The sequence below is a fragment of the Burkholderia sp. KBS0801 genome, assembly GCF_005937855.2.
Taxonomy (GTDB): Bacteria; Pseudomonadota; Gammaproteobacteria; order Burkholderiales; family Burkholderiaceae; genus Burkholderia; species Burkholderia ambifaria.
Map to the genome: position 1 here is coordinate 180,807 of NZ_CP042178.1, position 22,706 is coordinate 203,512.

Consider the following 22,706-nt stretch of genomic DNA (forward strand, 5'->3'; position numbering starts at 1 on the left):
TGGCCGGCATCCATTTCCGAGATATTAAGCATGGCAAGCGCAGAGAAAGAAACCGTACCCTCGACCCTTCAAACCCTCGGCGGCGTTGCACGCTCGCGCCGGGCCCGGCGTATCGGCCTTGGCGTGCTGATCTTCATCGTTTTGTTCGGATTGCTCGGATTCTTCGCGGCGCCGCCGCTGATCCGCCACATCGCCGAACAGCAACTGAGCCAGCAACTCGACCGGCCGTCCACGATCCAGCGCATCGCGCTGAACCCGTACACGCTGAATCTCGAAGCCGACGGCGTGCACGTCGGCGAGCGCGGCGGCCAGGGCGGCTTCATCGACATCGACAAGCTCGTCGTGCGGCCGTCGTGGTCGTCGCTGTTTCGCGGCGCGCCGATCGTCAACGAAGTGCGCGTCGACTCGCCGCGCTTCCATATCGTCCGCTACGACGCGCAGCGCTTCAACTTCACCGACCTGATCGAGAAGTTCTCGAAGCCGTCCCCCAAGCCCGAAAGCAAGCCGACGCAGTTCTCGGTGTCGAACATCCAGGTCAACGACGGCCGGATCGACTTCGACGATCGCCTGCTGAACGAAAAGCACGTGGTCGACAACTGGACGCTCGGCATTCCGTTCATCGCGACGCTGGCGTCGAAGACCGACATCTTCGTGCAGCCGAAGCTGCGCGCGCGGTTCGACGGCAGCCCGATCGCGATCGACGGCAAGACGAAGCCGTTCGCGCAGTCGCGCGAGTCGGAAGTCGCGCTGAAGTTCGACCGGCTCGACGTGCCGAAACTGATTTCGTACGCGCCGGCGAAGCTGCCGGTGATCGTCACGAGCGGCCTGTTGAGCAGCGACCTCACGCTGAACTTCGTGATGAGCGGCGACACGCCCACGCTGCGCGTGGCGGGCACCATCGACCTGAACGACGCGAAGGTCACCGGCCGCGCGTCCGAGCCGCTGTTCGCCGCGCGCGGCGTGCACGTGGCGGCCGCCGGCCTCGAGCCGCTGCGCAACGTGCTGCATTTCGACGAGATCCGGCTCGACCAGCCGGTCGTCGACCTGGCGCGCGACAAGCAGGGCGTGCTGAACGTCGAGAAGCTCGCCGGCCAGCCGGCCGCCGCGCCGAAGGCTGCCGCGGGCAAGCCGGCCGCGTCGGGCGCCGCCGCATCGACGGCCGCCGCCACCGCCACCGCCGCTGCGAACGGCGCGAGCGGTGCGAAGGCCGAAACCGCCGCGAAGGAAGCACCGCCGCTCGACCTGACGATCCGTCATTTCGCGATCGACGGCGGCACGATCAACGTCGACGACCGCGTGCCCGCGACGCCGACCGCGATGTCGCTGACCAAGCTCGCCGCGACGCTCGACGGCTTCACGCTGCAGGGCAAGACGCCGGCGAAGTACACGCTGTCGACGTCGCTGTCGCATGGCGGCGACGTGAAGGCCGAAGGCGCGTTCAGCGTCGCGGCGAAGCAGGCCGACACGAAGCTGACGGTCGACGCGCTCGCGCTGCCGGCGCTGCAGCCGTATCTCGGCGAGGCGACCCGTGCGCGCGTGCTCGACGGCACGCTCGGCGCGACCGTCAACGCAAAGGCCGACTGGGGCAAGACGCCGCTCGACGCGCAGATCGCCGACAGCACCGTGAGCCTGAAGTCGCTGAAGCTCGCGACGCCGGACGCGAAGGCGCCCGCGATCGTGCTGCCCGACGCGAGCGCGAAGATCGCGAAGGTCGATGTCGCCGCGCGCACCGCGGAAATCGCGAGCGTCGACGCGACCGGGCTCGCGCTCGACGTCAAACGCCTGAAGGACGGCAAGATCGACCTCGCGGCGCTGGCCGAACCCGCGCAGGCGGCGGTGCCCCAGCGCACGGTCGCGCGCAAGGCCGAGGCGGCCGCGCCGTCGTGGCATTACCGGATCGACGCGCTGAACGTGAAGGACTCTGCCGCCAACTTCACGGACCTGTCGACGCCGCGCCCGGTGAAGCTCGCGATCAAGCCGCTCGACCTGTCGGTGCAGAAGATCAGCGACGACATGACGAAGCCGCTCCCGGTGCAGCTGAAGGCGACGCTGAACCGCAAGGGCGCGCTGAGCGTGTCGGGCGACGTGACCGCGCAGCCGCTGAAGCTCGGCCTGAAGATCAACGGCAACCGCCTCGACGCGGCCGCGTTCGAGCCGTACTTCGGCAGCGCGCTGAACGCGACCATCGCGAGCGCGCTGCTCAACGCGCAAGGCAACCTGACGTTCGCGCAGGTGAAGGACGCGCCGCGCGCGACTTATCGAGGGGATGCCGCGCTGGTCGACGTGCGGATGCTCGACAAGGCGACGTCCGATCCGTTCGCGGGCTGGCGCTCGCTCGCGCTGTCGAACCTGAAGGTGAACCACGACGAGAAGGGCACCGACGTCGACGCCGCGCGCGTGACGTTCACGAACTTCTACGGTCGCGTGCTGCTCGATGCGCAGGGGCGGCTGAATTTGAAGGACGTCGTCGCGAAGGAGACGGGCCCCGCGCAGTCGCTCACGCGCGATGCGAGCAAGGGCGAGCCCGTGCCGCTGTCGCCGGGCGCCGCACCGGCCGCATCTGCGGCCTCGGCCGCGGTTGCGCAGCAGGCGTCCGCGCCGGCCGCCGCATCGGCGACGGTCGTCGTGAAGGCCGCGCCGCCGCCGCAGAACCCGGTGCGGATGCATTTCGGCGAGCTGCTGCTGCAGAACGGCCGCGTCACGTACACGGACAACTTCATCAAGCCGAACTACACGGCGCACCTCGTCGCGATCAAGGGCACGGTCGGCGCGTTCGGCACGGATTCGACGACGTCCGCGCCGGTCGACGTCGCCGCGAACCTCGAGGGCAACGGGCCGATCTCGATCAAGGGTTCGGTGAATCCGCTGATCGAGAAGCCGGCGCTGGACCTGACGGCGACCGCGCACGACATCGAGCTGACCAACCTGACGCCGTATTCCGCGAAGTACGCGGGCTATCCGATCACGAAGGGCAAGCTCAACGTCGATCTGCACTACCAGCTCGCGAACGATCAGCTGCAGGCGAACAACCACATCTTCATCGACCAGCTCACGTTCGGCGACCACGTCGACAACGACACGGCGACGAAGCTGCCGGTGAAGCTCGCGATTTCGCTCCTGAAGAACACGCGCGGCCAGATCGACGTGAACCTGCCGGTGTCGGGTTCGCTGTCGAATCCGGAGTTCAGCGTCGGCGGGCTGATCTGGCGCGCGGTGCTGAACCTGATCGCGAAGGCCGTCACGTCGCCGTTCTCGCTGCTCGCGAATGCATTCGGCGGCAGCGGCGGCGAGGATCTCGGCTACGTCGAGTTCGCACCGGGCTCGTACCAGCTGACCGATGCGCAGCAGAAGAAGCTCGACACTGTCGTGAAGATGCTGACCGAGAAGCCGTCGATCCGCCTCGACCTGATCGGCCGCGTCGATCCGGCGAAGGACACGCCGGGATTGCGCGATGCGTACGTCGACCGGCTGGTGCGCCAGCAGAAGCTGAAGGATGTGATCGGCCAGGGCGAGAGCGTCGATCCGATGTCGGTGAAGGTCGACCAGGCCGAGTACGAGAAGTACCTGACGCGTGCGTACAAGGCGGCCGACTTCAAGAAGCCGCGCAACCTGGTCGGCCTGCAGAAGACGCTGCCCGAGGCGGACATGAAGCAGGCGCTGGCCGATCATGCGCCGGCGGACGACAACGCGCTGCGTGCGCTCGCGCAGCAGCGCGCGCAGGCCGTGCGCCAGTATCTCGACGGCAAGATCGATTCTAGCCGGATGTTCGTCGTGGCGTCGAAGCTCGATGCGAAGGGCATCGAGGACAAGGGCGCGACGACGCGCGTCGACTTCGGCCTGCAGTAACGCGCGTCATTCCCTCATCCGCCGCCGCGTCCGGCCTGTAATCGGGCGCGGCGGCGCGCTTCCCGTCAGCGCGCGGCGATCGCCGGTTCGCGCTTGTCCAGTTCCTTCTTCGCGGCCAGCGGCAGGCGGGCATCGTCCCATTGCGCGAGCCATTCGATTTCCTTCGCGGTGAACACCTGTCCGTAGTTGCGCAACGCGTACTGCAGCGCGTCAACGACGTGGTGGCGAATGATTTCGGGGGTACGTGCATCGTCCAGCACGAACCGGAGAGCTTCCAGGGTCGACATACGCGTGCTCCGGGCTAGGGGAAAACCCTTTATCGCACGCCAATAGTCGTGCGCCAACCGGGAAAAAAATACGGTCGCAACCGGCCCCAACCGGCCGCGGCCGGGCACGCACCGCATTGCGACTGCGCGATGTCAATTGCGATTGGTTACGTTTGATAGAAAACAGAAAGCCCCGCTTCATGCGACCGCCGCACGACGCGCCGATATTTGGCGCGCTTGTTGGCAAGTCATGCGGTTCAACGTCAATCGATGAGGTGGGGTGATGATTTCCAGATTCGCTAAACAACGAAACATGGCGCTGATGGTGGCGGGCGCGCTGGCGCTCGCAAGCGCGGGTGCCTACGCGGCGCAGCAGGACGGCAACAGCCAGCGCGAGAACGGCGGCCACGCGCGCCGGGTCGTGAAGCACGTGCTGCTGATCAGCGTCGACGGCCTGCACGAGCAGGATCTCGCGCGCTGCGTCGGCGCGAATACGTGCCCGAACATCGCGGTGCTCGCGCAAAGCGGCGTCACGTACACGAACGCGTATACGCCGGGCCTGTCGGACTCGTTCCCGGGCCTCGCGGCGCTCGTGACGGGCGGCTCGCCGAAGACGGCCGGCCTGTTCTACGACGTGTCGTACGACCGGAACCTGTATGCGCCGGCCGACACGACCTGCTCGGGCAAGCAGGGCTGGAACGTCGTGTTCGACGAGACGACCGGCATCGATGCATTCAACGGCGGCGCGCTCGTGCACCTCGACGGTGGCGGCGCGTTCAACCCGCAGGCGATCCCGAATGCGAAGGTCGACGGCAAGTGCGTGCCGGTGTACCCGCACAACTACGTGAAGACCAACACGGTGTTCGAAGCCGTGAAGGCCGGCGTGCCGAACGCGTACACCGCGTGGGCCGACAAGCATGCGTGGGGCTACGACTGGGTGAACGGGCCGTCGGGCAAGGGCGTCGACGATCTGATGCGCACCGAGATCAACTCGATCGATCCGGCGACGCAAACGGCCTATACGGACGTCTATTCGCATACCGCGCAATTCGACAACCTGCACGTGCAGGCGCTCATCAACCAGATCAACGGCCGTGACTCGACGGGCACGAAAAGCGCGCCGGTGCCGACGCTGTTCGGCGCCGACTTCCAGACGCTGAGCGTCGCGCAGAAGGCGCCGGTGACGAAGGGCGGCGGCTACCTCGATGCGAACTTCACGCCGAACGGGCAGGTCGCGAACGCGATCACGTACGTCGACAACTCGATCGGCCATGTCGTCGCGGCGCTGAAGCAGGCCAACCTGTATTCGTCGACGGCGGTGATCGTCACGGCGAAGCACGGCCAGTCGCCGACCGATCACACGAAGCTCGTGAAGAACGGCGACACGCTGACGAAGCTGCTCGAAGCGAACGACTACATCGACCCGAACGGCAACTTCGGCCAGAACAACACGACGACGGGCAACCTGAACGACGGTTCGGGCCTGGTCGGCACGGGCCTGGTGCAGACCGACGACGTCGGCCTGATCTGGTTGCGCGACCGCGGCCAGCGCACGGCCGTGGTGCAGACGCTGAAGGCGAACCTCGGCTGCAACGCGCCGGGGATCTGTGCCGACGGCGCCCAGGCGACCATCCTGTACGGCGCGGCGCTGGCCGACCGGTTCGGCGATCCAGCCAACGGCCGTACGCCGGACATCATCGTCCAGCCGAATCCGGGCGTGATCTACACGTCGAGCACGAAGAAGGACGAGGAGCACGGCGGCAACGCGCCGGACGACAGCCACCTCGGGCTGCTCGTGTCGTATCCGGGCCTGCATCGCGCACGCACGGTGGCCGACCAGGTGGGCACGAAGCAGGTCGCGCCGACGATCCTCGGGCTGCTCGGCGCCGAACCGCGTCTGCTGAACGCAGTCGTGGCCGAGAACACGCACGTGCTGCCGGGGCTGGGCATCGGGCGTTGATGAGGCATGCCGGATGCCGCCCGCCCGCGGGCGGCGTCCGGCGCGGAGCGCGCGCTGCCGTGCGGTGGCGCGCGGCGCCTTCCCCATGGCGATGCGCGTAGTCGCGGCCCGCGTCACCCGCGCGCGGATTCGTCCAGCATCCATTCCCTGAAGCGCCGCAACGCATCGCTCGTGTCGAGGCGCTCCGGCGCGTAGCACAGGTAGTGGCCCTGCACGTGCACGTCGACCGGTGCGTCGAACGGCTCGATCAGCGTGCCGGCCGCGAGATTGTCGAGAATCAGGAAACGCGGCACGAGGGCGATTCCGAGCCCGGCCTGCGCCGCCTGGATCAGCACCGAATACTGTTCGAAGCGCGGTCCGGCAAGCGCGTTCATCTGCGTCGCGCGATACCGCTCGGCCCATTCGGACCACGCAATCTCGGCCTGCTCGTGCACGAGACGCGGCGCCGCCACCGCGTCGGCGGGCACGTGCAGCGCATGCCGCTCGGCGAATTCGCGCGAACAGACCGGCACGAAGGTCCGCCCGCCCAGATAGTCGCTTCGTACGCCTTCCCATGCGCCGTCGCCGTAGCGGATCGCCGCGTCGAGTCCGAACGGAAACACGTCGCCGGGCGCGAGATGGCGGCGAAAGCTCAGCGTGACGCTCGGCGCGGTGGCGAGAAAGCGCGTGAGCCGCGGCAAGAGCCACTTGGTCGTGAACGTTGGCACGCTCGCGATCGTCAGCAGGTCGCTGTTCTCGCGCGCGCTCAGCAGTTCGATCGACGCGTTGCCGATTTCGCGCAGCGGCCCGACGACGCGGGCGTGGTACACCTGGCCCGCGCGGGTGAGCGCGAGACCGCGCCCCTCGCGCACGAACAGCTTCACGCCGAACAGTGCCTCGAGGTTCGCGATCTGCCGGCTGACCGCGCTCGGCGTCAGGCCCAGTTCCCGGGCCGCGTAGGAGAAATTCAGGTACTTCGCGGAAGTGGCGAATGCGTGCAGCTCCGCCACGTTCGGATACAGGTGTTTCATCGGCGGCTGTTCCGTCCTTGCACAGATCGATGCGCGCTTTGTACGTTTTTTTCATGACGATGCCATGTCGGCGCCGCACACTGCAGCCGTTCGGAAAACGCGTGACAGCCCCGCCCGGCGGGCGTCGTGCGGTGTCCTTGTCTCTTGCTCGCGAGTATTTCCATGGCTGCGTCTCCTGCCCCGGCACTGGCCGATGGTGTTCCGGTTCCGCGTAACCGGCCCGTGCGTCCGAGCGCCGGGCGCCTGCTGCTGCACGCGCTCGTCGCCGTGTTCGGGCTTTATCTGCTGCTGCCGATCGCACTGTTGCTGATCGGTTCGGTGGGCCAGTCATGGACGAACACGCTGCTGCCCACCGGCTTCACCGGGCACTGGTTCGCCGACCTGGCCGAGAACCGCAGCTTCACCCGCGCATTCGGCGTGAGCCTGACGGTCGCGCTGGCGTGCTGCGCGCTCAACGCGGTGGTCGGCCTGCCGCTCGCCTATGCGCTGCATCACCGCGCACAGGCCGGGCGCGGAATGGCGACGCGCATCGTGATGTTGATGCCGGTCGGCGTGCCCGCGCTGACGCTCGGCTTCGGCTACATCGCGATCTTCAGCGGCGACACGCTGCCGTGGCTCGGCACGCTGCCGCTGATGATCGCGGCGCACGCGGTGCTGACGCTGCCCTACCTGCTGCAGACGCTGCTCAGCGATCTGCGCCACCTTGGCCTCGCGCGTCTCGAGGCCTGCGCGGCGACGCTTGGCGCGACGCCGCTGCGCCAGTTCTTCACGATCGTGCTGCCGAACCTGCGGCACAGCCTGTTTTCCGGGCTCGTGATGGTGGCCGCGCTGTCGATCGGCGAATTCCAGATTTCGAACCTGATCGCCGGCTTTCGCTACCGCAACTATCCGATCGTGCTGCTGCAGGCGTTCTACGGCGCGTCGGGGATGGCGTGCGCGGCCACCGTCGTGCTGCTCGTCCTCGCCGTGCTCGCGACGCTCGTGTCGGTCGGCACCGTACAACGCATGAAATGAGTCCGTCATGAGCCTCGAGTTCGAACACGTCAGTTTCCAGTATCCCGGCGCGCGGCATGGCGTCGACGACGTCACGCTGGCCGCCGCGCAGGGCGAACTGCTCGCGGTGATGGGCCGCAGCGGGTCCGGCAAGTCCACGCTGCTGCGGCTCGCGGCCGGCCTGCTCGAAGGTGGCAGCGGCCGTATCGCGATCGGCGGCGACGACATGGCGGGCGTGCCCGTATGGCGGCGCGAGGTGGGCATGGTGTTCCAGCACTACGCGCTGTTTCCGAACCTGTCGGTGGCCGACAACGTCGCATACGGGCTGCGGATGCGCGGCGTCGCGGCGGGCGCGAGACGGCGGCGCGCGCACGCGATGCTCGAGCGCGTCGGTCTGGCGGCGCATGCGGAGCGTGGCATCGCGATGCTGTCCGGCGGGCAGCAGCAGCGTGTCGCGCTGGCGCGCGCGCTGGTGATCGAGCCCAAGCTGCTGCTGCTCGACGAGCCGCTGGCGGCGCTCGATGCCGGCATCCGCCATCAGCTGCGCGACGAGATCCGTGCGCTGCAGCGCGCATACGGTGCGACGACGCTGCTCGTCACGCACGACCAGGACGAGGCGCTGAGCATGGCCGACCGTGTCGCGATCGTCGACGCGGGGCGCGTGCTGCAGGTGGGCACGCCGCGCGAGCTGTACGAGCGTCCGGCCAGCGCGCAGGTCGCGCGCTTCGTCGGGCATTCGACGCTGCTGCGCGGGCGCGTGCTCGCGCACGGCACGGTCGACGTGCGTTTCGCGATGCTCCGGGCGGAGACGGGCGAGCATCGGCCGGGTGCCGAAATCGACGTACTGGTGCGGCCCGAACTCGTGCAGGCCGATCCGCCGGCCGACAGCGTGAACCGCATCGACGGACGTCCCGGCCAAGTGCGCTATTTCGGCGCGACGCAACGCTACGACTTCATTCCCGCCGGCTCGACCGACACGCTGTTGTGCGAAGGGCGCGAGCCCGCCATGCAAAGCATCGCCATCGAGCCCCACCATCTGCTCGTGCTGCCGGCGGCGCCGGGCGCGCGATGACCCATTTCATTCAACGGAGATTCACGATGTTTGCTGGCCATCCTCTTGTGAAAGCCTTGCGCGTCCGCGTGCTGGCGCTTTGCGCGCTCGCGACGCTCGCTTGTGCGTCGGCCCACGCCGCGCCGCTGTACCCCGGAGAAGACGCGCTGTATGCGAAGGCCGCCGACGAAGGGCTCGTCGTGTCGTTCGACACGGGCCCCGAATGGGCGAACTGGAAGGCGCTGTTCGCTGAATTCCGCAAGCGCTATCCGAAGGTCGAGATCACGTACAACGACATCGGCTCGGCGGCCACCGTCGTCGCGCTCGACAAGTCGCGCCGCCGTCCGCAGGCCGATACCGCGTACTACTTCGCCGCGTCGGCGCTCGACGCCGAGGGCAAGGATGTCGTCGCGCCGTTCAAGCCGGTCAACTTCGACAAGCTGCCGAACGTCTTCCGCGCGGCCGACGGCCGCTGGTTCGCGGTGCATTCGCTGAACATCGCGTTCCTCGTCAACAAGAAGCTCGTCAAGAACGCGCCGCAACGGTGGTCGGACCTGCTGAAACCCGAGTATCGCAACGCGGTGGTCTATCTCGACCCGCGTTCGACGGGGCAGGGTCAGGTCGCGGTGTTCGCGGCCGCGTATGCGAATGGCGGGAGCGTCGAGAACCCGAAACCCGGCGCGGAATTCTTCGGCAAGCTGAAGAGCTCAGGCAACGTGCTGCGCGTCGAGGGCACGACGCCGTACGCGAAGTTCGTGAAGGGCGAGATCCCGATCCTGATCGGCTACGAGAACGACGGCCTGAAGGCGAAGTATGTGGATGGCATGGGCGACGCGGCCGACGTCGTGATTCCGCAGGACGGCAGCGTGTCGGCGCCGTATGCGATGAGCCTCGTGAAGAACGGCCCGAACCCGTCCGCCGCGCAACTCTGGCTCAACCTGGTGATGAGCGACGTCGGGCAGGCGCTGTTCGCGCAGGGCTTCGTGCGGCCGGCCGTGCCCGGCACGCCGGTTGCGCCGGATGTCGCGGCGAAGCTGCCGAATGCGCCGCAGGTGCGCCCGCTCGACGTCGTGAAGGCGGCGGCGCGCAAGGCCGAGGTCGACCAGCTCTGGTCGCAGGCGACGCTCGGCAAATAAGGAGCGGACGATGCACGCCTCGTCAATCGAACACGGTGCGATGCGCCGCTTCGGTGCGGTGCCCGCGGCCGCGCTGCTCGCGGTGTTCTTCGCGCTGCCGCTCGCCGCGCTCGTCGCCGCGGCATTCACGGACAGCGGCCGCGCGTTCGCCGCAGTGTTCGGCGATCCGCTCGTCGGCGACGCGATCGTGCGCTCGCTGGCGCTCGCCGTGTTCGCCGGCACGCTGTCGGTCGGCGTCGGCGTGCCGGTTGCCTTCGCGCTGGCCGGGCAGTCGCCGGCCCGCCGCCGCTGGTCGCTCGTGCTGCTCGGCGTGCCGCTCGCGTTTTCCGGGCTGGTGATCGCGTACGGCTTCATCCTTGCGTTCGGCCGCGCCGGCTTCGTCACGACGCTGCTCGCGTCGCTGGGCGCGAACGCGAACGTGCTCGGCGGCGCAATCTACACGATGCCGGGGCTGGCTGTCGCATACGCGTACTACCTGATCCCGCGCGTCGCGCTGATGATCTATCCGGCGTTCGCGAATCTCGACCGGCGGCCGCTCGAGGCGGCGCTGACGCTCGGCGCGCGGCCGTGGCGCGCGTGGCTCGACGTCGCATGGCGCGAACTGTGGCCGTCGGTCGCGTCCGCGTGGTGCCTTGTGACGGCGATCGCGCTCGGCACCTACGGCACGGCGCTCGCGCTGGCCGGCACGCAGATCAACATCCTGCCGCTGCTGATGTACCTGAAGCTGTCGGACGGGCAAACCGATTTCTCGCAGGCGGCCGTGCTGTCGATCGTGCTGACGGCAATCTGCACCTGTGTTCTTGCATTGGGGGAAGGCCTTGTTCGGCAACGACGTCATTGAGTGGTCGGAAGCGGCGCGCGGCGCGCTCGCGCAACTGGCGGAGCGGCAACGCGGCGGGCAGCGGCATCGGATGCCGGTGGGCGTGATCGGGCCGCGCGAAGCGACGGATGAACAGATGCGGGTCGCCGAACGGATCGCGCATGCACTGGCGGCGACGGGCATCGCGCTCGTCGGCGGCGGCAAGCAGGGCGTGATGGAGGCCGCCGCGCGCGGCGCGCATGCGGCCGGCGGGTGCGCGATCGGGCTGCTGCCCGAGGACGATGCGGAGCACGCGAATCCGTATCTGACGGTTGCCCTGCCGACCGGGCTCGGCATCACGCGCAACGCATTGATCGCGCGTGCGTCGCTGTGCCTGATAGCAGTAGGCGGCGGCCTCGGCACGTTGTCCGAGATCGCGCTCGGGCTGCAATGGGGCAAACCGGTGTTCACGATTTGCGACGCACCGCAGGTGGCGGGCGTCGAGTGCTTCGACGAAGCGGATCCGCTCGTCGCGCGTGTCGCGCGGTGGCTCTCCGAATCGGCGTAGGTCAGCGTCTCGGGTCTGGAGATGTGCGGTATCGCTTGATGTCATTCATATAAATAGGAATCCTACCAATGAAGAAGTTAACCATGATCGTGTGCGCGGCGGGGTGCGTGTCCGTGACCGCCCATGCGCAAGGCACCGTCACGCTATACGGGATCGTCGATGCGGGGCTGGGCTACACGAGCAACCAGCGGGTCGCGACGAACAAGGGCGCGCTCGGCACGCCGGTCGCCTATCGCGGAGCGTCGAGCTACAGCTTCGCGAGCGGCACGTGGTCCGGCAGCCGCTGGGGCCTGAAGGGCAAGGAAGACCTCGGCGACGGGCTCGCCGCAATCTTCCAGCTCGAGAACGGCTTCAACATCGGCAACGGGCAGCTCGGCCAGGGCGGCCGGATGTTCGGCCGGCAGGCGTGGATGGGCCTGTCGAGCACGCGCTTCGGCACGCTGACGATGGGCCGGCAGTACGATCCGATCGTCGACTTCGTCGGCACGATCGGGCCCGGCTCGTTCCTGACCGGCATGGGTGCGCACCCGGGCGACCTCGACAACATCGACAACCAGGCGCGCGAGAACAACTCGGTCAAGTACGTGAGCCCGAAATTCGCCGGATTCACGTTCGGCGCGCTGTACGGCTTCGGCAACCAGGCCGGCAGCGCGAAGAACCAGAACACGTGGAGCGTCGGCGGCCAGTACGTGAACGGCCCGTTCGCGCTCGGCGCGGCCTATCTGTATGCGACCAACGCATTCGGCGCGAACGCGGGCGCATGGACGGGTTCGTATGACGGCACGTTCGCGTCGTCGATCAACGAAGGCTTTGCGTCGTCGAAGAGCATGCAGATCGTCGCGGCGGCGTCGACCTACCAGATCGGCGCGGTCACGCTCGGCCTGTCGTACAGCAATACGCAGTACCGCGCGGGCGCGTTCTCGACGTTCCGCGGCACGGCGAACTACAACTCGGCGGGCGGCACGGTGTCGTGGCAGGCGTCGCCGACGCTGCGCGTCGCGGCCGGGTACGACTTCACGCGAGGCAGTTCGATCGGCGGGCAGTCCGCGCCGAAGTACCACCAGCTGAACCTCGCGTCGTACTACAACCTGTCGAAGCGGACCGCGCTGTACGGCCTCGTCGGCTACCAGAAGGCGAGCGGCAAGACGCTCGACGCATTCGGCAACGTGGTCGATGCGACGGCGTCGGTCGGCGACGTCGGCAACGGCATCTCGTCGGCCGGCGACACGCAGACGCTCGTGCGGATTGGCGTGCGGCATACGTTCTGATTGCCGCGCAAGCGGATTCGCTTCGGCCCTCGCGCATTGCGGGGGCTTTTTCCTGGCGTGGGGCCGGACTTGAAATGGGGTGCGCGACGCGCCATATTGGCGAAGCATGCACTTTCAACGACGTCTTTAGAGGATTCCCGATGCGCCTGCTGCTTGCCCTGTTGTTGCCGTGGTTCCAGTTTTTCACGATCGGCCGCCCGATCGCCGGCGTGATCTGCCTGATCCTGCAACTCACGATCATCGGCTGGCTTCCGGCCGCGATCTGGTCGGTGTATGCGCTGAGCCTGTACAAGACCGACCGCAAGATCGAAGCGGTGTTGGGCGAGCGGCGGTAAGATGCGGGGAGCACCCCGACCGTTTAGTATTCAACAGCAGGATATCTATTTCGGTAGAAATTTATATAATTCAGCTATGGTAAACAGCATGATTTGTATAGATTTCTACTGAAATGACTGCCTCCTGCACGATCCAGCTCCACGCCGAGGGTATCTGGCACGACGTCGGCGTTGTCACCCTGTTTGGTGAGCCTGACGAGGGCTGGCGTGGTCGCGCCTATACGGGTTACGACGTCGAATGGATTGTCGAGCATCAATTCGCCCGCGACGCGTACGCGATGACGTGCGGTTTCCCGGTTGACCTGGAGCCGCTGGTGACGCCCCACTGGCCGGTTTTCCTGATCGATTTGTTGCCGCAAGGCTTCGGCCGCCAGGAACTGTTGCGCCGCCTCGATTTGCCGGAAACGGCGGAGGAGCGTGCAGACTGGCCGTTGCTGTTGGCGGGAGCCGGTAACTCGATCGGCAATCTGCGCGTCAAGGAAGCCGCACAGTGGCTTGCCGAGCGCCAAGGGTCGCACCAAGGTTTTACGGACGATGACGTTGCCGCCCGGGGAGACGCATTCAGCGAATATCTCGCCGAACACGGATTCTTCGTCGCGGGCTCGTCGGGTGTGCAGGGCGATTGGCCGAAGCTGTTGCTGACCCGTGCACACGACGGGTTGCTCTATCTCGATCACACGCTGCCTGACGCGCACGCGGTCGAGCACTACATCGTCAAGTTCGGACGCGGCGCGAACGAGCGTCTTGCCCAGATCCTGCGTCACGAAGCGCCCTACATGGCATTGGCTCAGCGCCTTGGCTTGCGCGTGCATGCGCCGCTGACGTTACGCGACCGGTCGCTATTCATTCCGCGGTTCGATCGCGCACGCGTCGGCGATCGTGTCGTCCGGTTCGCTCAGGAAAGCATCGCGTCGCTGACGGGCAAAGCCGGCTTCGGTGTCGTGCCGAGTCACGACGAGGTGTGCCGGCATCTCGTGCATCAATGCACGGATCCTCAAACCGAGGTGGCCGAGTATCTGTGCCGCGATGTCGCGAATCTTGCGTTGGGCAACAAGGACAATCATGCGCGAAACACCGCATTGCAACGCGACTTCGATGGACGCGTTGCCCTGACGCCGCTTTACGACTTTGCACCGATGTATCTGCACCCCGACGGCATTGCACGGCGCATACGCTGGGAAGGAAATGACGGTGGTCAGCCGGACTGGGCGCGGGTACTCGATGCGGTCGTCTCGTCGAGCGAGCCGCAGGCGGGAGACCCGCATGCCGCGCTGGATCGTGACGCCTTGCAGGTGCGGCTGCGCGCAATGGCGCCGCGCTTGCAGGAGATCGCGGACCATGGCGCCGCTCTTGGCCTGGAGCACGATGTGCATGCTTTTCTGAAACCCGGCCTCGAGCGACTCGCTCAAGAACTGGATGGGCTGCGCTAGGGCGCGAGCGACACAATGGACAAACGCTATAACGCGATGTCGCTCCCCGAACAGCTTGCGCTGCGGCGCAAGGCGATCGAGGACGTTCTCGCGCATCCCGAGTGGTCGCTGCGCGAATCGGTGCGCCATCTGAAGAAGACGATGCGGCTGACGAGCACCGAAATGGCGAAGCTCGCCGGCGTGTCGACGAAGACGATTCAGGATATCGAGCAGGGCCGCAGCGACGGGACGGTGCAGACGATGAACCGCATATTCGGGATGCTGGGATTGAAGCTAGGCGTGGTGCGGCGGGCGCCGCAATAACGCGTCCGGCAGAGCAAGCGCATCGCGTATCGATGCGCGCGGCCGGCGTAACGGGTGCGATCGGGGGGCGATCGCCTGGTCAGCCGGCCTCCCGGGCTTCATTTCACCGCAAACAGCGTCAGGTTCATGAAGATCTTGAACGCATAGCCGAGCGTGACGGCGCCGATCACGCCGCCCGCCCACAGAACGACGAACCACATCCAGCCGCGCATCCGCGGACGCGGCGCGTCGGGCTGCCGCGCGGCGGAATGAGCGGCGGAATCAGTGGTGGTAGTAATGCTGGTCTTCATGACGTACCTTGCCTCGGAATACCCAATAACCCATCGTCGTGTAGGCGATGATGATCGGGAGGATAACCGCTGCGCCGACCAGCGTGAAGGTCTGGCTCGAACGCGGCGCCGCCGCTTCCCAGATCGTCATCGTCTGAGGAATCGCATACGGGAACATCGTGACGAGCAGGCCGACATAGCCGAGCAGCACGAGCGCCAGCGCGAGCATGAACGGCGTCATGTCGTGCCGCGCGCGCACCGCGCGACGCATCCACACCGCGCACCCGGCGACCAGGAACGGCACCGGCAGCAGCCGCCAGAACAGCCCCGAATCGAACCAGCGCTGCGCGATGGCCGGATCCTGCAGCGGCGTCCACAGGCTGATAACGGCGATGAAGCCGAGCAGCACGACGGTCAGCGGCCACACGACGCGATGCAGGCGCCGTTGCAGATCGCCCTCCGTTTTCGCGACGAGCCAGCAGCAGCCGAGCAGCGCGTACGTGACGATCAGGCCGAGGCCCGTCAGCAGGCTGAACGGCGTGAGCCAGTCGAACGCGTCGCCCGCGAACACGCCGTCCTTCACGTTGATGCCCTGCAGGAACGCGCCGAGCGCGATCCCCTGGAACAGCGTGGCGCCGGCCGAGCCGCCGATGAACGCGAGATCCCACAGCTGCTTCGTGCGCCGCGCCTTCGCGCGGATCTCGAACGACACGCCGCGGAAGATCAGGCACACCAGCATGAAGATCAGCGGCAGGTACAGCGCCGACAGCACCGTCGAATAGACGATCGGAAACACCGCGAACAGCCCGGCGCCGCCGAGCACGAGCCACGTCTCGTTGCCGTCCCATACGGGCGCGACGGTGTTCATCATCAGGTCGCGTTCCTTCTCGTCCGGGAAGAACGGGAAGACGATGCCGATGCCGAGGTCGAAGCCGTCGAGCACGACGTACATGAAGAGCCCCAACGCGATGATCGCGGCCCAGATTACGGTGACGTCCATAGGTTTTCTCGTTTGCGAAAGGGGTGGGCTCAGACGGTCTCGATCAGCTCGTCGACAGCCGACATCGGGCGGCGCGCGGTGTGATCGAGGCGCGTGTCGGGCCTGTCGTGATCCGCGTCATGCGGGGCATCGGGCAGCGCGGGGCCGGCCTTCATCAGCTTCAGCATGTAGTACACGCCGGTGCCGAACACGAGGAAGTACACGATCACGAACGTCATCATCGACAGGCTGACCTGCTGCACCGACAGCGGCGACACGGCCTTCGCGGTGCGCATCACGCCATACACGACCCACGGCTGGCGGCCTGCTTCGGTCGTCACCCAGCCCGCGAGCAGCGACACGAAACCGGTCGGGCCCATCACGAGCGCGAAGCGCTGGAACCACTTCGATTCATACAGGGTGCCGCGGCGGCGCAGCAGCCACGCGAGCGCGGCGAGGCCGATCATTGCGAAGCCGAGACCGACCATGATCCGGAAGCTCCAGAACACGACCGTCGAATTCGGGCGGTCTTCAGGCGGGAAATCCTTCAGCCCGCGGATCTCGCCGTCCCAGCTGTGCGTGAGGATCAGGCTGCCGAGGTGCGGCACCTTCACCGCGTAGCGGGTCGTTTCGGCCTTCATGTCCGGAATGCCGAACAGGTTGAGCGCGGTGCCGCCCTTTTCGGTTTCCCACAGCCCTTCGATCGCGGCGATCTTCGCGGGCTGGTGCTTCAGCGTGTTGATGCCGTGCTGGTCGCCGATCACGGCCTGCAGCGGCGCGAGCACCAGCAGCAGCCACAGCGCCATCGAGAACATCTTTTTCACGCCCTTGTCGCGGCGGCCCTTCAGCAGGTGCCATGCGCCCGTCGCGGCGACGACCAGCGCGGCGACGATGAACGCGGCGATCGCCATGTGGAACAGGCGGTACGGGAACGACGGATTGAAGATGATCGCGAACCAGTCGGTCGGCACGACGCGGCCGTCGACGATCTCGAAGCCCTGCGGCGTCTGCATCCAGCTGTTCGACGCGAGGATCCAGAACGTCGAGATCAGCGTGCCGATCGCGACCATCAGCGTCGCGCCGAAGTGCGCGCGCGGGCTTACGCGATTCCAGCCGAACAGCATGATGCCGAGGAAGCCGGCTTCGAGGAAGAACGCGGTCATCACCTCGTACATCAGCAGCGGGCCGGTGACGGCGCCGGCGAAGCTCGAGAAGCCCGACCAGTTGGTGCCGAACTGATAGCTCATGACGACGCCGGAGACGACGCCCATCCCGAACGCGACCGCGAAGATCTTCGACCAGAACAGGCAGAGTGTCTTGTAGTACTGCTTGCCGGTCCTGAGCCAGCGATATTCGAGCACGGCGATGAAGCTGGCGAGGCCGATGCTCAGCGCCGGGAAGACGATGTGAAAGGAGACGGTGAACGCGAATTGCAGGCGGGCCAGATCGAGGGCCGAAAGAGCGGAGTCCATACCAGTTGACCGAGGCTGACGATACCCGCCGGCGGGTGCCGGCGGACCCCGGCCGAACCGGCGTCGGGGTTGGCTGGAGTATGGATTGCGATGTTGCGCCGCGAAATGCGCCAACTCGTCGCAGATGTCCAGCCCGCCGCGCGCGAATTCGACATAAATCGTTGATTCGTATCAAGAACGTCGTTCGCGCCGCGGGCGGTCGCGGCGTGGCGGTCTGCCGCACGTGCGTCAATATGGCGCGTCGCATCATCGGAACGACTGCGTGCATGCGGGATCGCGGTGCGCTTGCCGTCGGCAGCCGCTGGGTGAATTGCGTACACTCTGAGTCTCGTTTCGGCAGGGCCGGGCGCATCGGTTCCGGTCCGCGTTCACTCAGGGCACGACAATGATCGATTTACGCAGCGATACCGTGACACGTCCGAGCCAGGCGATGCTGGCCGCGATGACTGCCGCCGAAGTGGGCGACGACGTATGGGGCGACGACCCGACCGTGCTGCGCCTGCAGGCCGTCACGGCCGAGCGGGCCGGCAAGGAAGCCGGCCTGTTCTTCCCGAGCGGCACGCAGAGCAACCTTGCCGCGCTGATGGCCCATTGCGAACGCGGCGACGAATACATCGTCGGCCAGCTCGCACATACCTACAAGTACGAAGGCGGCGGCGCGGCCGTGCTCGGCAGCATCCAGCCGCAGCCGATCGAGAACGCACCGGACGGCACGCTGCCGCTCGCGAAGATCGCCGCGGCGATCAAGCCGCTCGACAATCACTTCGCCCGCACGCGCCTGCTCGCGCTCGAAAACACGATCGGCGGCCTCGTGTTGCCGGAAGGCTATGTCCAGGAAGCCGTCGCGTTCGCGCGCAGCCGCGGGCTGGCCGCGCACCTCGACGGTGCGCGCGTGTGCAATGCCGCTGTCGCATCGGGTCGTCCGATCGCCGAACTGTGCGCACCGTTCGATACCGTGTCGATCTGCTTCTCGAAAGGGCTCGGCGCGCCGGTCGGTTCGGTGCTGGTCGGCAGTCGCACGCTGATCGAGCGCGCGCAGCGCTGGCGCAAGGTGCTCGGCGGCGGAATGCGGCAGTCGGGCATCCTCGCGGCGGCCTGCCTGTATGCGCTCGAGCACAACGTCGAACGGCTGGCGGATGATCACGCGAACGCCGCGCATCTCGCGGCAGGGCTCGCCCGCATCGAGCAAGTGAAGGTGCTGTCGCATGCGACGAACATGGTGTTCGCGCAATTTCCCGAAGCCGATTGCGCGCCGCTCGAGGCGTGGCTCAAGACGCGCGGGATCCTCACGCAGATGCTGTACGCGTCGCGCTTCGTCACGCACTGCGACGTGTCGCGCGCGGACATCGACACCTTCATCGACGCGGTTGGCGCGTATTTCGCGCAGCGTCGCGCGTAAAGTGGAATGCGCCGGCCGGCGGGGAGCGCCGGCGCGATGTGGCGCGAAGCAGGGGATGATGTTGCTGGCTGTGCGTCGAATGTGTCGTGCCGGCGGATTACGCTTGCCGGGGCGCATCGACGGGCGGCGTGCCGTCGCGGAACAGCGCTTTCAACTGCGTGCGCAGTTCGGGGCTGTCGGCGTGCTGGTGCACCGAGACCGCATGTTGGACGGCGGCCTCCAGCAGTTCGTTGTCGGAGTCGGCGGAAATCGCGACCGAGCAGTTCATCGCGCTGGGAAAGTCGCGGCAATCGATATAGCGGCGGGACATGATGTTCTCCTCACGGGAAAGCGGGCGGCCGGATTGGCCTGACCGGCCGCGCGGCGCGTTCGCGAGGCCGATGGAAAAAGTATAGGCGGCGCGGCGGGGTTCCTCGCCGCCGTGTATACCGCACCACGTGCCGCGCCGACGCTGTCGATGACCCGCTCGTCACGGCAGCGGCGCGAGCAACCGGCGCGCCGCTTCGACCACCCGTGCGGACAGCGACGCCATCGTCGGCGACTGCACCGTCCACGCGTGCCAGTACAGCGTCACGTCGGTCGGATGCGCGGGCGCGAGATCGACGAGCCCCTGTGCATCGAGCGGTGCGCCGCCGAGCAGCGGCTCCGGCACCATCGCGTAGCCGAGCCCGTGCCGCACCGCCGCGAAATGCGCGTGCGTGCCCGGCACGTAGTGGCACGGATACGCGCCTTCGGGCAACCCGAACTTCTCCTTCAGGAACGTGGACTGCAGCGTGTCGCGCCGCGAATACGCGACGACCGGCGCATCGCGCGCGCTCGTGCGGTTCAGGCCGCGCGGAAACCAGCGCCCCGCGAACGCGGCGGCTGCGAGCAGGCGGTAGCGCATCGTGCCGAGCGGCGTCGCGACGCAGCCGCGCATCGGTTTCGGCTCGGTCGTCACGCAGCCGACGGCCATCCCGCTTTCGAGCAGCGCGAACGTGTGATCCTGGTCCTCGACGATCAGCTCGAACAGGATGCGCTCGCCCGCTAGCACCGAAGTCAGTGCGGGCAGGAACCAGGTGCCGAGGCTGTCGGAATTCAGCGCGATCGTGACGGAGATCGGCGATTCGCGCTCGGCCGCGAGCGTGCTTTGCAGGTCGGCCTGCAGCAGCGCGACGCGGCGCAGGTGCTGCAGCACGCGCTGCCCGGCCACCGTCGGGCGGCACGGCCGCGTACGCAGCACGAGCGGCGTGCCGAGGCTCGCCTCCAGCGCGCGGACCCGCTGCGTGACGGCGGACGCGGTCACGTGCAGGCGCACGGCGGCCTGCTCGAAGCTGCCGGTGTCGGCGACGGCCAGCAGCGCGGCGGCTTGCTTCGGATCGATCGTCAGAGACATATCGACGCAATTCCTGTGAACGTAAGACGAGAACAGGCGGTAGTGTAAGGCAGTGCCCGCGACGGTCCGGGCGCGGCATGGCGTCCCCCCCGCACGCAACGATGGGGGCGGCACGTGTGTTTTGAACTACGCTGTAGGAACGCGCGCCCCGCGCGCCGGCGACGCATGCGAGCCGGCTCGCACCATCCGCACCATCCGCACCATCCACGCCACCCACACAACCCACACAACCCACACAACCCACACAACCCACACAACCCACACAACCCACACAACCCACACCCCCAGCCGACGGAGCAACTTCCCAATGATCTTCCGGCAACTTTTCGACCCGCAATCGTCGACCTACACCTATCTGCTCGCCGATCCCGCGTCGCGCGAAGCGCTGCTGATCGATCCCGTGTTCGAGCAGGTGCGCCGCGACGCGGCGCTGCTCGACGAGCTCGGGCTGCGGCTCGTCGCGACCGTCGACACCCACGTGCACGCCGATCACGTGACGGGTGCATGGCTGCTGAAGCAGCGCACTGGAAGCACGATCGCGATTTCGGCCGCCAGCGGCGCGCTGGGCGCCGACCGCTACCTGAACGACGGCGACCGCTGCGCATTCGGCACGCGCTACCTGACCGTGCGCGCGACGCCGGGCCATACGAGCGGCTGCATCAGCCTCGTGCTCGACGACGAATCGATGGCGTTCACCGGCGACTGCCTGCTGATTCGCGGCACCGGCCGCACCGACTTTCAGCAAGGCGACCCGCGCGCGCTGTATCGCGCGGTGCATGGCCGGCTCTTCACGCTGCCGGCCGCCTGCCTGCTGTATCCCGCGCACGACTATCGCGGGCTGACGGTGACGAGCGTCGGCGAGGAGCGGCGCTTCAATCCGCGCCTCGGCGGTGATCTCAGCGAAGACGATTTCGCCGGCTACATGCGCAACCTCGGGCTCGCCCACCCGCGCCAGATCGACGTCGCGGTGCCCGCGAACCTGCAGTGCGGCGTCGCCGCGAACGCGCCCGATACGCATGCGGCACCCGACTGGGCGCCGCTCGTCTACACGTTCGCCGGTTTCTGGGAAATCGATCCGCAGTGGCTCGAGGATCACCTGCCGGCGGTGCAGGTCGTCGACGTGCGCGAGCCCGACGAATTCACCGGCCCGCTCGGCCACCTGCCCGGCGCGACACCGATCCCGCTCGGCGAACTGGCCGCGCGCACCGGCGAACTGGCGCGCGACCGGCCGATCGTGACCGTGTGCCGCGCGGGCGGCCGCTCGGCGCAGGCGACGGTGATTCTGCTGAAGGCCGGGTTCGACGCCGTCGCGAACCTCGGCGGCGGGATGCTGCGGTGGCGTGGCGAAGGCCGCGTCGTGATGGACGGCCGGTCGTAGCGGTGCGAAGCCGCGCAACGAAAAAAATCCGGATCGATGTCGAATCGGCGTGGCGCCGTTCGTCGTCCAGTTATCCGATCACATGGCGCCGCATGACGCGGTGCCGACACCCTGAGAGACCCCGCGATGACACCGACGCTTTACGCCCATCCGTTTTCGTCCTACTGCCAGAAGGTGCTGACCGCGCTGTACGAGAACGGCACGCCCTTCGACTATCGCGTGCTCGCGCACGACGATCCGAAGCCGATGCAGGAACTGGCTGCGCTGTGGCCGCTGAAGCGGTTCCCCGTGCTCGTGGACGCGGGCCGCCCCGTGATCGAGGCGACGATCATCATCGAGTACCTCGACCTCTACCATCCGGGCCCCGTTCGGCTGGTGCCCGACGACCGGCGCGCGGCGCTGGAAGTGCGGACGATGGATCGTTTCTTCGACAACTATGTATCGACGCCGCAGCAGAAGGTCGTGCACGACGCGCTGCGGCCGGAGCACGAGCGCGATGCGCGGGGTGTCGCCGATGCGCGTGCGATGCTCGAAACGTCGTACGCGTGGCTGGATCGAACGATGGCCGATCGCGAATGGGCGGCCGGCGACCGCTTCAGCCTCGCCGACTGCGGCGCGGCGCCGTTCCTGTTCTACGCGGACTGGACGCACCGGATCGATCCGTCGTTCGCGAACGTGATCGCGTATCGCAAGCGGCTGCTGGCGCGGCCGTCGTTCGCGCGTGCAGTCGACGAAGCGCGGCCGTACCGCGCGTTCTTCCCGCTCGGCGCACCCGATCGCGACTGACGTTGGCGGCCGCGATCGCTGCGGCGAAAGCGACGCGGGCGGCGGCATGCGCAGGACGCGACGCCGCCGCGCAGGGCCGGCAA

General features: G+C 67.4%; 21 protein-coding genes. 14 read left to right on the forward strand and 7 right to left on the reverse strand.

Annotation, left to right across the window (positions count from 1 at the left end; translation table 11 throughout):
• Positions 1 to 30: 30 nt before the first annotated feature.
• A complete protein-coding gene (locus tag FFI87_RS17645; RefSeq protein ID WP_138849669.1) occupies positions 31 to 3,846 on the forward strand; it encodes a DUF748 domain-containing protein in 3,816 nt (1,271 codons plus the stop codon).
• A 65-nt stretch (positions 3,847 to 3,911) separates the two neighbouring features.
• On the opposite strand, the gene FFI87_RS17650 is transcribed toward FFI87_RS17645, so the two are convergent.
• A complete protein-coding gene (locus FFI87_RS17650) occupies positions 3,912 to 4,133 on the reverse strand; it encodes a hypothetical protein (RefSeq protein ID WP_011659770.1) in 222 nt (73 codons plus the stop codon).
• Between the two features lie 262 nt (positions 4,134 to 4,395).
• Here FFI87_RS17650 and FFI87_RS17655 point away from each other — a divergent pair, with 262 nt between their 5' ends.
• Positions 4,396 to 6,072 carry an alkaline phosphatase family protein gene (locus tag FFI87_RS17655; protein ID WP_138849668.1) on the forward strand — a complete coding sequence of 559 codons (1,677 nt, stop codon included), beginning with the start codon at positions 4,396 to 4,398 and terminating at the stop codon, positions 6,070 to 6,072.
• Positions 6,073 to 6,185: 113 nt separating this feature from the next.
• Here FFI87_RS17655 and FFI87_RS17660 read toward each other — a convergent pair whose 3' ends face one another.
• Positions 6,186 to 7,082 carry a LysR substrate-binding domain-containing protein gene (locus FFI87_RS17660; protein ID WP_138849667.1) on the reverse strand — a complete coding sequence of 299 codons (897 nt, stop codon included), beginning with the start codon at positions 7,080 to 7,082 and terminating at the stop codon, positions 6,186 to 6,188.
• A 162-nt stretch (positions 7,083 to 7,244) separates the two neighbouring features.
• Here FFI87_RS17660 and FFI87_RS17665 point away from each other — a divergent pair, with 162 nt between their 5' ends.
• The 9 genes from FFI87_RS17665 (at position 7,245) to FFI87_RS17705 (ending at position 14,965) form a co-directional block, all read left to right on the forward strand.
• Entirely contained in the window at positions 7,245 to 8,096 is an 852-nt protein-coding gene (locus tag FFI87_RS17665) for an ABC transporter permease (protein ID WP_138849666.1), read from the forward strand.
• 7 nt (positions 8,097 to 8,103) lie between these two features.
• Positions 8,104 to 9,147, forward strand: coding sequence for an ABC transporter ATP-binding protein (locus FFI87_RS17670; RefSeq protein ID WP_138849665.1), 1,044 nt, complete (start codon positions 8,104 to 8,106; stop codon positions 9,145 to 9,147).
• Positions 9,148 to 9,173: 26 nt separating this feature from the next.
• The gene (locus tag FFI87_RS17675) at positions 9,174 to 10,262 is read left to right on the forward strand and encodes an extracellular solute-binding protein (protein ID WP_138849664.1); all 1,089 of its coding nucleotides are present in this window, start codon (positions 9,174 to 9,176) and stop codon (positions 10,260 to 10,262) included.
• 10 nt (positions 10,263 to 10,272) lie between these two features.
• Entirely contained in the window at positions 10,273 to 11,103 is an 831-nt protein-coding gene (locus tag FFI87_RS17680; RefSeq protein ID WP_138849663.1) for an ABC transporter permease, read from the forward strand.
• 70 nt (positions 11,104 to 11,173) lie between these two features.
• A complete protein-coding gene (locus FFI87_RS17685) occupies positions 11,174 to 11,629 on the forward strand; it encodes a TIGR00725 family protein (RefSeq protein WP_138850240.1) in 456 nt (151 codons plus the stop codon).
• 68 nt (positions 11,630 to 11,697) lie between these two features.
• Complete coding sequence (locus FFI87_RS17690) at positions 11,698 to 12,897, forward strand: porin (protein WP_138849662.1); 1,200 nt, start codon at positions 11,698 to 11,700, stop codon at positions 12,895 to 12,897.
• A 140-nt stretch (positions 12,898 to 13,037) separates the two neighbouring features.
• Positions 13,038 to 13,232, forward strand: a complete 195-nt coding sequence (locus FFI87_RS17695; protein WP_138849661.1) for a YqaE/Pmp3 family membrane protein — start codon at positions 13,038 to 13,040, stop codon at positions 13,230 to 13,232.
• A gap of 113 nt (positions 13,233 to 13,345) precedes the next feature.
• Complete coding sequence (locus tag FFI87_RS17700) at positions 13,346 to 14,662, forward strand: type II toxin-antitoxin system HipA family toxin (RefSeq protein WP_138849660.1); 1,317 nt, start codon at positions 13,346 to 13,348, stop codon at positions 14,660 to 14,662.
• A 15-nt stretch (positions 14,663 to 14,677) separates the two neighbouring features.
• Positions 14,678 to 14,965 (forward strand): helix-turn-helix domain-containing protein, encoded by a 288-nt coding sequence (locus FFI87_RS17705; protein WP_138849659.1) that lies wholly within the window; start codon positions 14,678 to 14,680, stop codon positions 14,963 to 14,965.
• 98 nt (positions 14,966 to 15,063) lie between these two features.
• On the opposite strand, the gene FFI87_RS17710 is transcribed toward FFI87_RS17705, so the two are convergent.
• From FFI87_RS17710 to FFI87_RS17720, 3 genes are read right to left on the reverse strand one after another with little or no spacing between them, the layout of a single operon-like run.
• Entirely contained in the window at positions 15,064 to 15,255 is a 192-nt protein-coding gene (locus FFI87_RS17710; protein ID WP_138849658.1) for a hypothetical protein, read from the reverse strand.
• Entirely contained in the window at positions 15,227 to 16,234 is a 1,008-nt protein-coding gene (gene cydB / locus FFI87_RS17715; protein ID WP_105830580.1) for a cytochrome d ubiquinol oxidase subunit II, read from the reverse strand. Before cydB ends, FFI87_RS17710 begins: the two co-directional genes overlap by 29 nt.
• Positions 16,235 to 16,263: 29 nt before the next feature.
• On the reverse strand, positions 16,264 to 17,685 hold the full coding sequence (locus tag FFI87_RS17720; RefSeq protein WP_011659764.1) for a cytochrome ubiquinol oxidase subunit I: 1,422 nt from the start codon (positions 17,683 to 17,685) through the stop codon (positions 16,264 to 16,266).
• A gap of 385 nt (positions 17,686 to 18,070) precedes the next feature.
• On the opposite strand from FFI87_RS17720, the gene ltaE reads away from it, so the two are divergent.
• Positions 18,071 to 19,084, forward strand: coding sequence for a low-specificity L-threonine aldolase (gene ltaE / locus FFI87_RS17725; protein ID WP_138849657.1), 1,014 nt, complete (start codon positions 18,071 to 18,073; stop codon positions 19,082 to 19,084).
• A gap of 97 nt (positions 19,085 to 19,181) precedes the next feature.
• Here the strand turns inward: ltaE and FFI87_RS17730 are convergent, their stop codons facing one another.
• Together FFI87_RS17730 and FFI87_RS17735 are read right to left on the reverse strand one after the other, a co-directional pair.
• Positions 19,182 to 19,394, reverse strand: coding sequence for a DUF1059 domain-containing protein (locus FFI87_RS17730; RefSeq protein WP_006750651.1), 213 nt, complete (start codon positions 19,392 to 19,394; stop codon positions 19,182 to 19,184).
• A gap of 159 nt (positions 19,395 to 19,553) precedes the next feature.
• Complete coding sequence (locus tag FFI87_RS17735; protein WP_138849656.1) at positions 19,554 to 20,459, reverse strand: HTH-type transcriptional regulator ArgP; 906 nt, start codon at positions 20,457 to 20,459, stop codon at positions 19,554 to 19,556.
• A 307-nt stretch (positions 20,460 to 20,766) separates the two neighbouring features.
• On the opposite strand from FFI87_RS17735, the gene FFI87_RS17740 reads away from it, so the two are divergent.
• Positions 20,767 to 21,837 (forward strand): MBL fold metallo-hydrolase, encoded by a 1,071-nt coding sequence (locus FFI87_RS17740; protein WP_138849655.1) that lies wholly within the window; start codon positions 20,767 to 20,769, stop codon positions 21,835 to 21,837.
• Between the two features lie 126 nt (positions 21,838 to 21,963).
• Positions 21,964 to 22,623, forward strand: coding sequence for a glutathione S-transferase family protein (locus FFI87_RS17745; RefSeq protein WP_006750644.1), 660 nt, complete (start codon positions 21,964 to 21,966; stop codon positions 22,621 to 22,623).
• Positions 22,624 to 22,706 lie beyond the last annotated feature (83 nt).